The sequence below is a fragment of the Flavobacterium sp. genome (assembly GCF_017744675.1).
In the GTDB taxonomy this organism is placed as follows: domain Bacteria; phylum Bacteroidota; class Bacteroidia; order Flavobacteriales; family Flavobacteriaceae; genus Flavobacterium.
The window spans coordinates 1304135-1317158 of the sequence record NZ_JAGIAV010000004.1; the positions used below are offsets into that span (position 1 = coordinate 1304135).

Here is a 13024-nt window from a genome sequence, read left to right on the forward strand (position 1 = left end):
AAAGTATTCCACTTGTAAAACACATGTAATTAAGGGATAAACAAAAAAAAATAACTTTCAAAAAAAAGCACCCGCTTTTAGCGGATGCTTTAAAATAAGATTTATAAATTAATTTAATTACCGTCAGAAATGATTTTTTTAGTACTACTGCCTCTGTTAGTCGTAACTTGTAGAATGTAAACTTGGAATTTACCTACGTAGAAATCAATATTAAAGTTATATTCTTTTCCTAGATAAGAATCTGTATCAGTTTTTGAAGACAATAATTTTCCTGTTATATCAAACAATTCAATTTTAACATTGCTAGCATAATCAAAGTTATAACGAATGGTAATGTAATTTTTGAATGGAACAGGATAAACATCAAAACTAGGTTTTTTACTTTCTTTTGCTGTGGTTTCCACTACAGTTGTTTCCTTAGTAGTAGGCGCTTGAGTAACAATTGACTGTTGACTAGCTCCACACGCAAGTGGTTGAATGTTGTATCCTATTGCGATTCTACATTCATCAAATGCATTATTTATCAAATCTACCAAGCTTGCAATATCAGAAAGTGAAAGTCCATAAGTGTTTCCGCCTCCTAATGCTTGATTAGCTAAGTTAAACAAATCACCAACTGTTTTATTTCCTCCTAGTTTACTAACCACATTGTTCGGAATGTTGTAATATTTGTATTCATTACTTACTGTTCCGTCAGGATTGCAAGAACGTGTTTTTGGAGTTTTAGATCCGCAACCACCTTCAGGTTGAGCTACTGCCAATATACCTGCCTGCAATTTGAATGTGCTCAACTGACTATCAATACCCAAATTAAGTCCTAAAGTGATGGTTTGAGCCAATAAGGTATTATTGATTTTCCCTTTTTTAAGATAAGATGCAGGTAATGCGCTAATATGAGGATTTCCATTTGCCAACACACTGCTTCCTCCTCCTCCTGGTAAAACTGCTATAACACCGTTAATATCAGTTTGATTATTAGATACTAAAACAGATTTTCCAACTAAACCAATTGTCATTGTTCCTCCTGGATAACTACTTAATGCTTTCGAAATAAGCTGTACGGTATTGTAAGATTGGCCTCCTGCACATGCAGTACCGCCAAGGCTTCCATAAGCTCCTTGAGTATAAGTACAAATTGGAGTCGTACATGGAGTGATCAAAAATGTTGATACTTTTTTAATCGTTCCACAATTGTTCGAAACAACATATTCAATTACTAATGGCGTTCCTATCTGAGGTTTCACAAATTGAGATAAATCTGTAACCTGAACATTTCCAGCACATCCACCAGTGAATTTAAATCCAGCAATCCAAGCTGCAAATGCAGTATCTGGATTTTCACCGCAAGCAACTGTTTTGTTGGGAGGGCTTAAAACATCAAGCAAGCTAATTTTAGTAATAGTGAAGTCTCTGCTGATTGTAGTCTCATAGCATTTGTCGGTCACTTTATAGCTTACGGTCACTGTTCCTCCGTCGCATAGTTTCGGCGCAACAGGACTGCCTTGGATTGCTCCTTTGGCATCGCAGCCACCGCTCACTTTAAAACCCGCTTTGAAGGTTGCGAAAGCGGCATCCAATGCGGCCTGATCGGCATACGCGCAGGCTGAGGCATTCACTGCATCAGGCGCCACCGGAACTACGGCTGACGGAGCGGTAATGGTGAAGTCTCTGCTGATGGTAGTCTCATAGCATTTGTCGGTCACTTTGTAAGTGACTGTAACTGTTCCTCCGTCGCATAATTTCGGAGCAACGGGACTGCCTTGGATTGCTCCTTTGGCATCGCAGCCGCCACTCACTTTAAAGCCCGCTTTGAAAGTTGCGAAGGCGGCATCCAATGCGGCCTGATCGGCATAAGCGCAGGCTGAGGCATTCACTGCTGTCGGAGCTTCCACGCTTACTGCTGAAGGAGCCGTGATGGTGAAGTCTCTGCTGATTGTGGCCTCATAGCATTTATCGGTCACTTTATAGCTCACGGTCACTGTTCCTCCGTCGCACAGTTTCGGCGCAACGGGACTGCCTTGGATCGCTCCTTTGGCATCGCAGCCGCCGCTCACTTTAAAGCCCGCTTTGAAAGCTGCAAAAGCGGCATCCAATGCGGCCTGATCGGCATAAGCGCAGGCTGAGGCATTCACTGCTGTCGGAGCTTCCACGCTTACTGCTGAAGGAGCCGTGATGGTGAAGTCTCTGCTGATTGTGGCCTCATAGCATTTATCGGTCACTTTATAGCTCACGGTCACGGTTCCTCCGTTGCACAATTTCGGAGCAATTGGATCTCCTTGGATCTCCCCTTTCGCATCGCAACCGCCGCTCACTTTAAAGCCCGCTTTGAAAGCTGCGAAAGCCGCATCCAATGCGGCCTGATCGGCATACGCACAGGCTGAAGCGCTGACTGCATCAGGCGCCACCGGAACTACGGCCGATGGAGCGGTAATGGTGAAGTCTCTGCTTATTGTGGTTTCATAGCATTTGTCGGTCACTTTATAGCTCACGGTCACGGTTCCTCCGTCGCACAGTTTTGGAGCTGTCGGACTGCCTTGGATCGCCCCTTTGGCATCGCAGCCGCCGCTCACCTTAAAGCCCGCTTTGAAGGTTGCGAAAGCGGCATCCAATGCGGCCTGATCGGCATACGCGCAGGCTGAAGCATTGACAGCATCAGGCGCCACCGGAACCACGGCTGACGGAGCGGTAATGGTGAAGTCTCTGGTGATTGTAGTCTCATAACACTTGTCGGTCACTTTATAGCTCACGGTCACGGTTCCTCCGTCGCACAGTTTTGGAGCTGTCGGACTGCCTTGGATCGCCCCTTTGGCATCGCAGCCGCCGCTCACCTTAAAGCCCGCTTTGAAGGTTGCGAAAGCGGCATCCAATGCGGCCTGATCGGCATACGCGCAGGCTGAAGCATTGACAGCATCAGGCGCCACCGGAACCACGGCTGACGGAGCGGTAATGGTGAAGTCTCTGGTGATTGTAGTCTCATAACACTTGTCGGTCACTTTATAGCTCACGGTCACGGTTCCTCCGTCGCACAGTTTTGGAGCTGTCGGACTGCCTTGGATCGCCCCTTTGGCATCGCAGCCGCCGCTCACTTTAAAGCCTGCTTTGAAGGTTTCGAACGCTGCATCCAATGCGGCCTGATCGGCATAAGCGCAGGCTGAGGCATTGACTGCATCAGGCGCCACAGGAACTACGGCTGATGGAGCAGTGATGGTGAAGTCTCTGGTGATTGTAGCCTCGTAGCATTTGTCGGTCACTTTGTAAGAGACTGTAACTGTTCCTCCGTCGCACAGTTTCGGAGCTGTCGGACTGCCTTGGATCGCTCCTTTGGCATCGCAGCCCCCGCTCACTTTAAAGCCAGCTTTGAAGGTTTCGAAAGCGGCATCCAATGCGGCCTGATCGGCATACGCGCAGGCTGAGGCATTGACAGCTTCAGGCGCCACCGGAACCACGGCTGAAGGAGCGGTAATGGTGAAGTCTCTTGTGATTGTAGCCTCGTAGCATTTGTCGGTCACTTTATAGGTAACGGTCACTGTTCCTCCGTCGCACAATTTTGGCGCAGTCGGACTGCCTTGGATCGCTCCTTTGGCATCGCATCCGCCGCTCACTTTAAAGCCCCCTTTGAAAGTTTCGAAAGCGGCATCCAATGCGGCCTGATCGGCATACGCGCAGGCTGAAGCGCTGACTGCATCAGGCGCCACCGGAACCACGGCCGATGGAGCGGTAATGGTGAAGTCTCTTGTGATTGTAGCCTCATAGCATTTGTCGGTCACTTTATAGCTTACGGTCACGGTTCCTCCGTCGCACAGTTTCGGCGCTGTGGGACTGCCTTGGATCGCTCCTTTGGCATCGCAGCCGCCACTCACTTTAAAGCCCGCTTTGAAGCTTTCGAAAGCGGCATCCAATGCGGCCTGGTCGACATACGCGCAGGCTGAAGCGCTGACTGCATCAGGCGCCACCGGAACTACGGCTGACGGAGCGGTAATGGTGAAGTCTCTGCTGATGGTAGCCTCATAGCATTTGTCTGTCACTTTATAGCTTACGGTCACGGTTCCTCCGTCGCACAATTTTGGCGCAATCGGACTGCCTTGGATCTCTCCTTTGGCATCGCAGCCGCCGCTCACTTTAAAGCCCGCTTTGAAGGTTTCGAAAGCGGCATCCAATGCGCCCTGATCGGCATACGCGCAGGCTGAGGCGCTGACTGCATCAGGCGCCACAGGAACTACAGCCGATGGAGCGGTAATGGTGAAAGTTGCAGAACATGATTTCTGTAATCCGCAAGCATCAGTGACATTGTAATTTACGGTTACTGTTCCTCCGCATAAAGCTGGGGGAGTCAGATTCTCTAATCCTGTAATTGTTAAGGTTCCGTTACCGCCTGAAGCTGTAAAGCCTTGCTTAAAGGTATCAAAAGCGGCATTAACTGCTGCCTGATCGGCATAAAAACAAGAACTTTTTATATTATCTCCAGGACAAGTTATATTAATAGGTGTTGGCGGAGTATTTACCACAACTGCCGTATCTGCTTTCTGGCATCCGTTTGCTGGGTCGGTAACTGTTAATGTGTATGTTCCTGCCTTATCAACTGTTGGTGTGAGGGTTGTACCGCCCGAAACAATGTTTCCATCCAATGTACTCCATAAATAGGTAGCATTAGGCGTACTTGATGAACCAGACAATTTTATTGACGTTATCAAACAAGTTAAGGCTTTATCATCTCCTGCATTAACATTTGGCGGTTCTTTATTTTCCAGAACTGTGACTGTTTTTTTTGCAAAACAGCCTTCCAAATTTGTATAAGCATATACCGTATAAACTCCCTTAACAGATACAACCGGTGCATTTCCTGCTATAAAAGGCCCATCGGCTATACCATCAGGTGATGGTCCGTACCATTTTATAGTAGCATTTGCCGGAGTTGGCGTTGCTGTTAACGTAGCCGTTGTAGTAGTACAAGTCAATGGATTGCTAACATTACCTGCTACGGCTACATCCGTAATATTTCCGAATAAATAAGGTCCTGAAAAATCTTTTAATTCTGCAGTAAATGATGATGATGATCTTGTTTTTACTATTAGGCTACCTAATAAATTGGAACATGGTTCTTGGTTAACATTTCGGCTATCGAGTCCTAATGCTGTCAAATTAAGCCCGAACTCTGTAAATTGCAATGCTTTATAATTATCTTGAAAAGAGGCTTGCGAACCTTCTAAGGTTCCCCAAGGCGGCCCTAATGTAGTAGCCGTTACATTAACAACTGCAAAAACATTTGTAAGTATACCTCCTCCCTTTGCTTTTATTTCAGCATATCCGTAAGGAGGCGCGCCATTGCCTTGGTCAAAAACACCAGTAAGATCAAAAGGTCTGTTGGTTTTTGAGTTAAAATTGGCAACATCAGCACTAGACATCCAAACTCTTACACTACCAAGTGGTTTTGTACCACCATTTTCAAAATCGATGGCTACAAGTACGTCTCCAGGGACAAGTATTTTTCCAGTGGCATCAAAAGTCCATGCGGTGTGCCCTGCTTGGTTACCTGTACCAACTAATGCACTACCATTGAAGGAAACTTCTGTTCTGAAAAATTCAAAATCAAAATGTGAATTCCCATCAGAAGAAATTTTAGATGCTCCTCCATATCCCCATAAAACTCCATTAGGATTAATTGCTAAAGCAGCTGGAGATAAATCTCTTCTTAAATAGCCGTACACATCAATAATATCATCTTTTTGAGGAATACTCCCTGCGCCTAAAGCCCAAGTAGCTGGGTTGTCACCATTCTTGTTAGAATTTCCGGCAAAAGTATTAGAGTCGTTGTTGCTTTGAGTTGAATTTCCATCGCGTCCATAAACAGCATCAATCCACAAAAAATTACCAACCATGGTATTTTTGGGTTTCGACATTCTTTTTTCGAATGTAAAATTATTGTTAGCCTGGATTGATGTTTTTAGTGCCGCCGCATTGGTCTGATCGATAACATTTTGACCGCTTCCAGTAGCAAAAGCCGAGCTAAAAAACCAGTCATCATAAATACCTGAAACCGTCGGGGGAACTAAAAATTGCTCTTTGTTTGCATAAACGTCAGCATCGATACCAAAGTTAGCCTGTACAGCTGCTCCAGATATCGCTTGCGAATACGAAAAAGGATGGAAAGCCAATAGCATAAAAAGTACCATCAAATAAAATTGATACTTTTTGCGCATAATAATTTTCAGCAAATTAAAATTTGAGAAAATTAAACTAATAAAAGAACAACGAATGATTTTACATAATTCATGTATAATCTTCATGTGATAAAAAATAGTTTTTTTCATGATAATAGTATTTAGAATACCATTACATTAGTAAAAACCAGAAAGTTTAGAGATTTGGCAATTACATTTAAATAATAAACCATCTTCAAAAGTTATGAAGCACAAAATCTAAAAAACTCTTATAAAAAGACTTGACCCTCAGAAAAAAATCTGACATTAACGATCAGGGGGGATAAACATTTGTTAAAATTAGTTAATAACATAAATGCTCTTCATTAAAAAGAAGTAAAATCGATATTATTCAAAAATAATCGATGAACGGAATAGGACAAGTAAGAAAAGTAACATGCTACAATTTAACATATAAAAAAACAGCTCTTTATTTTTGAGAAATGAAGAGCTGTTTTTTTTATTAATTTCTAAAACAAAGCATTTATTCTTGTAATTATTTCGTTTTAGCTTTAAATAATATTTTACTGAAAAACAATACATGATACGGAAGCGAATTTTCCCAATAGTCCCATGTATGAGCTCCTGGTCTTTCGGTATAATCGTGATCCACTTTATTATAAACCAACCTTCTGTGCAGTTCTCTATTCGGCTCAATTAAAAAATCATCTACACCACAATCTATAATTAAGGGAAGTTTATTTGCTTTTAATTTATCAGCCATTCTCAAAACAGAATTTTGCTCATACAATTCTGTATTTCCGCTTTTATCTCCAAAAACAGGTTGCATCAATTTTACAATTTGTGCCGAAGAATCTCTGTTAAGCATTGTACTCATATCTACCGCCCCACTCATGCTTCCTGCTGCACAAAACAAGTCAGGATGCCTTGCAGAGAGATACAGCGCGCCGTGCCCGCCCATAGAAAGGCCTGTAATAACTCTACCGCTTTTGTTGGCAATTGTTTTATAGGTTTTATCTACTTTCTGAATCACTTCCTGCGTAATAAAAGTTTCAAACTGACTTTCTTTATTTACAGGACTATCAATATAAAAACTAAATGTTTCTCCTTCTGGCATTACAATAATCATATTGTATTGATCTGCCAGATTGTGAACCAGCTTTTTGTTTGGCGTATTTTTAAGCCAATCGCTAAAGTGTCCGTATGCGCCATGCAACAAGTACATAACAGGAAAAGCAGTTTTACTTTTCGCATAAGAATTGGGTAAAACCACCGCAGCTTTATAGGTTTTTCCCATAGCGGTGCTGGCAACTTGTAAGGTATCTACTTTTGCTGCGTATGTCATGGTGGTAAGACAGAGCAAAAATGCAGACAATAACATTTTGATTTTTTTCATTTTCGATATTTTTTCTGATTAGGGTTTGTAAATATAACTTTTTTCAGAATAAAACATATGAAAAATCCGACTCGTTTTTGATGCCACTAATTGCACGAATTTCCACTAATTAATTGGAGTTATTATATATTTAGATAAAAAAAATCATCTCAATAAAACAGACAAAAAAAATCCGACCAGCTTAGGGCTGATCGGATATGAATTATGAGTTCGTCTTACTTTATAAAATTCAATTCGTGCAAATCTGTGCAATTCGTGGCAAATAATAAAATTCAACTAATTATAATCTTATGTTCGTGACGGTATTGCGAGGCGCTTTTACCTGTATATTGTTTGAATGATTTGCTAAAGTGGCTAAAATTATTAAATCCGCTTTCATAACAAACTTCATTAATACTCATAGGCTGTTCCGCCAAAAGCTTAGAAGCATGCACCAATCTGTATTCGTTTACAAATTCGGTAAATGTTTTGTTCGAAATCTTTTTGAAATAACGGCAGAACGAAGGCGTGGTCATGCTTACCAGACTCGAAACCTCATCTATCGAGATTGATTCCTGAAAATGATCTTTCACAAAATTGAAAACCACATTCATACGATCGTTATCCTGAGTTTGAAGTTCCATCGAAAATCCGTCTGCATTTAAGATGGTATATTCTTCAGCCGATTCCAATTCGTCCAAAACGCTCAAAAGCGTAATCAGTCTTTGAAATGGCGGTTCATTTTCCATCATTTCAATTTTATTTCCGATACGTTTTTTTGTCTCACCGCCAAAAGCGATTCCGCCTTTAGCTTGTTTCAAAATATTCTGCACCTTTCTCATTTCTGGAGCAACAAAAAAATCGCTTCCTAAAAATTCAGGTTTTATATGAATTACGGTTTCAGTTGTATTTCCTGTTTGTTCATTTGTAAAACCGCAATGTGGCAAATTAGCTCCTATTAAAATTAAACTACCATTGGTATAATAAGAAACATGGCTTCCTATTTGTCTTTTTCCGGCCCCACCATTTATATAAACCAACTCAATTTCTGGATGATAGTGCCATAAATGAGCTTTGCTATTGGTCTTTTCGGCGTGTTTAGTGTAGGTAAAAGAACTTCCGTATGAGTTAGTTATCACTTCAAGAGCTGGGGCAATTGTCTTCATGATAATTTCTTTAAAAAATAATAGCAAATTTAACAAAAACGCCTAAAAAAATTTAAATTTTAACCTATAACGGTTTCGTAAATGCGAATTTTACATTAAAATAACGTTTATAACACTGAATATTCCACATCAAAATCGGCTTTTTTTTAGGGTCTTATTTTTTTTCGCGACTTTTTTTTCCTTTATCTTATTTAAAACCCGATTTTATACCAATCTGTTAAAAATTGTAAGAAATATGGAAATTTTATGAAGTATGTAGTTTTTAAAAAACTTTAAAGAAAAACAATCAAATTAACAAAAACACAACATTAAAGCTAAATTTTAACATATAACGGTTTCGTAAATGAGAATATAGCATAGAAATTGGAAAATATAGTTGTTAAAATAACACACATGCTGCTATAACTTTGCCTCAGAGAAATGAACGAAAAAAATTTAATACTATAGAATATGAAAAAGATTATGAAATTAAGTTTAGTATGTGCAGTACTTCTAACAGGAATAAGTACTTATGCAATTGATGGAAATGAAGCGTTAAATCTTCATGTATTAAAAGGAAATGGCAAGGTAATTGCTTTTGGAATTAATCAATTGCAAAAAGCAGTTCTTAGTATATATGATGATAATGGTGAATTAATCTATACTGAAAATGCTTCTGGTAAAGACGGAATCCTTAGAACTTTCAGTTTAGAACAATTTCCAGAAGGAAAATATATTTTGGAAGTTGCTGATAGCTTCAAAAAAGTAAAATACGATATTACGGTAAATGCAAACAGTTCTGTTTTGTCTTCAAAAGGAACGGTTTCTGTTAACTAAGAAAATATAAACGTTAAGTGCAATTCTTCACGGCACTTAAAACTTTATACTCTAATACAGTATAAAAAGTGAGGTTAGATAGTTAGTAAGTTAAAAACTTTCAAAAGTTTTAAAAACAGCTCTTTGTGGTTACTGAGCTGTTTTTTTTTGCTTTATACTTTTTTTGTTTTTTACCGCAATCCCGATAGTGATCGGGAGCTAAGGTTACGCAAAGTTCGCAAAGATTCTGTCGCAGAGGACGCAAAGTTTTTTTCTAAGATTTTGCAAGCTCAAAGTTTGCAAAGCTTTATCGTTATAGCTTTGTAAACTTTTTATTTTGTAAAATTTACTCAAATACAAATTATTTTCTTTGCGTAAACCTCCGCTCCCGATAGCTATCAGGATTGCGGTAAAGTAAACAACACAATAAAGATTTAAAAAGTCTTTTCTTCCACTCGAATATATAATTGCAATCAGTAAGACGCACTGTAGTGCGCCTCTACTTAGAATCCTAGCTATTTTTCGAAATTCTTACATTTTCAAAGAAATTTTTACGGTATTATAAATTTAAAAGCGTTAAAATCATTGAAAAATAATAGGCATTTTAGTCAAAACGATAAATATAATTCAAATTTTAACCTATAACGGTTTCGTAAATGAGAATATAGCACATAAATTGGAAAATATAGTTGTGATTTTCTACTTACAACTGAAGTAATTTAGCATCAGAGAATTAGAACTATTAATTTAAAAACTAAGTACCATGAAAAAGATTGCAAAATTAAGTTTAGTAGCAGCGTTGCTTTTCACAGGAATTAGCACTTATGCAATTGATGGAACAGCAGATTTTAATCTGCATGTAATTAAAGCTAATGGCAAATCGATTACTTTCGGTCTTAACCAAACGCAAAAAGCCCACTTAGCTATTTATGATAAAGATGGATCTCTAATTTATTCTGAAAGCGCTTCTGGTAAAGAAGGTATCTTAAGAACTTTCAGTCTAGAAGAATTTCCTGAAGGAACTTATTTCTTAGAAGTAGAAAACAATACAAAAAAAGCAAAATACGAAATCACAATAACTGAAGATGCTACCGTTTTATCTAAAAACGCTATTTCTTCGGTTTACAAACCAGGTTTTGCTAAAAATACAAGCGTGGCAGCACGCTAAAAAAGTTTATGCTTTTCATAAGTATAAAAAGTGAGGTTAGATAGTTAGTAAGTTTAAAAACTTTCAAAAGTTTTAAAAACAGCTCTTTGTGGTTACTGAGCTGTTTTTTTTTGCTTTTTTTTTACCGCAAAGACGCTAAGATTTCGCAAAGTTCGCAAAGTTTATTTTTAAACTTTGCGAACTTTTTTTATTCTAAAAAACTTAGCGTGCTTTGCGTAAATCTTTGCGCACTTTGCGGTTAAACCCATACCGTATTTTGTAAAGAAATCCTTAATCCATTGTAAAGTTAAAATCAACCAAAACATTGAAAAATAATAACTGAATTAACAAAAACGATAAATATAATTCACATTTTAACCTATAACGGTTTCGTAAATGAGAATATAGCATAGAAATCGGAAAATACAGTTGCGCTTTTCACCGTACTATATAAGTAATTTAGCATCAGAGAATTAGAACTATTAATTTAAAAACTAAGTACCATGAAAAAGATTGCAAAATTGAGTTTAGTCGCGGCGTTGCTTTTCACAGGAATTAGCACTTACGCAATTGATGGAAATGGAGAATTTAATCTTCATGTATTAAAAGCTAATGGAAAACAAATCACTTTCGCACTTAACAGAGTACAGAAAGCCAATTTAGCTATTTACGACAAAGACGGGACTTTAATTTACTCTGAAAGTGCTTCTGGTAAAGAAGGTATTTTAAGAACTTTCAGTCTAGAAGAATTTCCTGAAGGAACTTATTTCTTAGAAGTAGAAGACAATGTAAAAAAAGCAAAATATGAAATTACAATAACTGATAGCGCTGTTTTATCTAGAAATGCAATTTCTTATGCTTACAAAGCAGGTTTTGCCAAAAATTCAAGTGTTGCTGCTCGTTAAGGATTTATGCCCACAAAAAAGGCATAAATTAAGTTTAGAAAATTTAAAAATTACGTTTTAAGAAACAGCTCTTTGTGTTTATAGGAGCTGTTTTTTTTTACTGCAAAGATTTTTTTACCGCAAAGACGCTAAGGTCGCGCAAAGTTCGCAATTTTTTTAATCTCGTAAAGTCGCTAAGACGCGAAGTTTTTAAATTCTTTGCGTCTTAGCGACTTTGCAAGCAATTTGCATTATTCTCAAAAAAACTTAGCGTGCTTTGCGTTCCCGATAGCTATCGGAATTGCGCACTTTGCGGTTAAATTTATACGGCATTTTTGCTTATGGAGCTGTTTTTTTTTCTGCAAAGATTTTTTTTACCGCAAAGACGCTAAGGTCACGCAAAGTTCGCAAAGTTTTTTTTTAAGAATTTCGCAAGCTTAAAGTTCACAAAGGTTTATCCATATAGCTTTGCGAATTTTTTTATTTTATAAAATTTACTCAAAAAAAACTTAGCGTGCTTTGCGTAAATCTTTGCGCACTTTGCGGTTAAATTTAAACTGCATTTTTGGCTATAGAGCTGTTTTTTTGTTTAAGATTTAAATCCAAATCTTGAAACAGAGAAATTTTCTGAAAATTATTCTTATTAATTACAACTCTTTGATTTTTAAGCCTTAAAAAATATTCTCAAAAAACAATCCGTAAGCCCAGTAATTACGTACATAATTCAAACAAAATACAGAAATGATTACAATTCAACAACTTAAGCATTTAAAAATATCCATTTATTGCTAAAAATTAAATTTGTATTTGTAGTTTTGCGCGTTCCACATTTAGTAATTAACAATTTAAAAAAAACATGACAAAATTTACCAAAGCTGGTTTAGTTGCTGCCTTTTTTTTAGCGACTGTGTTTACCTACGCCATTGATGGAAAAGGTGATTACATTTTAAATATCAGAACAGGAAACGGAAAAGTAGTTAGCTTTACTTTAGACACTGTCGAAAATGCATCTTTCTCTATCTACGACGAGAATCACAATTTACTTTATGCGGGAGAATCTGCAGCAGACAAATTAGAGGTTTCTAAAACAATTAGTTTAGAAAGTTTTCCTGCTGGAACTTATGTTCTTGAAGTGAAAGCAAACGACAAAGTTGCGAAACACGAAATTAAAGTTGCTGCTAAAAAAGTAAAGGCAGTAAAATTGGACGAATCTGTTAATCATAGTCCATCTTTCCGTCGTTAATTTTTTGCCCCCTAAGAAATTAGAAAAGCAGCTCGTACCAGGAGCTGCTTTTTTTGTTTTATTTCTCTATAAAATCTTATCTATATTCAAAACTTTCATAATCAATTGATTCTAAAAGTGCAATACAACAGGTTTATTTAAAAAACGTCGTCTAAAATCGATTCATGTTACTGATTTCCATATATTTGTAGCAAAAATTGCATTAAGCATATAATAAAACCATTTTTTTGAAGTTTATAATTGCTTAATGCAATTT

At 38.1% G+C, this 13024-nt stretch carries 7 protein-coding genes; 4 read left to right on the forward strand and 3 right to left on the reverse strand.

The window, feature by feature from the left end:
- Positions 1-113: 113 nt before the first annotated feature.
- The 3 genes from J7574_RS15855 to J7574_RS15865 form a co-directional block, all read right to left on the reverse strand.
- Positions 114-6308, reverse strand: a complete 6195-nt coding sequence (locus tag J7574_RS15855) for a T9SS type A sorting domain-containing protein (RefSeq protein WP_290970525.1) — start codon at positions 6306-6308, stop codon at positions 114-116.
- 385 nt (positions 6309-6693) lie between these two features.
- Positions 6694-7554 carry an alpha/beta hydrolase family protein gene (locus J7574_RS15860; RefSeq protein WP_290970528.1) on the reverse strand — a complete coding sequence of 287 codons (861 nt, stop codon included), beginning with the start codon at positions 7552-7554 and terminating at the stop codon, positions 6694-6696.
- A gap of 272 nt (positions 7555-7826) precedes the next feature.
- Entirely contained in the window at positions 7827-8699 is an 873-nt protein-coding gene (locus J7574_RS15865) for an AraC family transcriptional regulator (RefSeq protein ID WP_290970531.1), read from the reverse strand.
- Between the two features lie 450 nt (positions 8700-9149).
- Between J7574_RS15865 and J7574_RS15870 the strand changes: the two genes are divergently transcribed.
- The 4 genes from J7574_RS15870 (at position 9150) to J7574_RS15885 (ending at position 12768) form a co-directional block, all read left to right on the forward strand.
- Positions 9150-9515 carry a secretion protein gene (locus J7574_RS15870; RefSeq protein WP_290970535.1) on the forward strand — a complete coding sequence of 122 codons (366 nt, stop codon included), beginning with the start codon at positions 9150-9152 and terminating at the stop codon, positions 9513-9515.
- A 742-nt stretch (positions 9516-10257) separates the two neighbouring features.
- Positions 10258-10662 carry a T9SS type A sorting domain-containing protein gene (locus J7574_RS15875; protein ID WP_290970538.1) on the forward strand — a complete coding sequence of 135 codons (405 nt, stop codon included), beginning with the start codon at positions 10258-10260 and terminating at the stop codon, positions 10660-10662.
- A gap of 482 nt (positions 10663-11144) precedes the next feature.
- Positions 11145-11546, forward strand: coding sequence for a secretion protein (locus J7574_RS15880; protein WP_290970541.1), 402 nt, complete (start codon positions 11145-11147; stop codon positions 11544-11546).
- An 835-nt stretch (positions 11547-12381) separates the two neighbouring features.
- Positions 12382-12768: a secretion protein gene (locus J7574_RS15885; protein WP_290970544.1), complete on the forward strand. Its 387-nt coding sequence runs from the start codon at positions 12382-12384 to the stop codon at positions 12766-12768.
- The last annotated feature ends 256 nt before the right edge of the window (positions 12769-13024 follow it).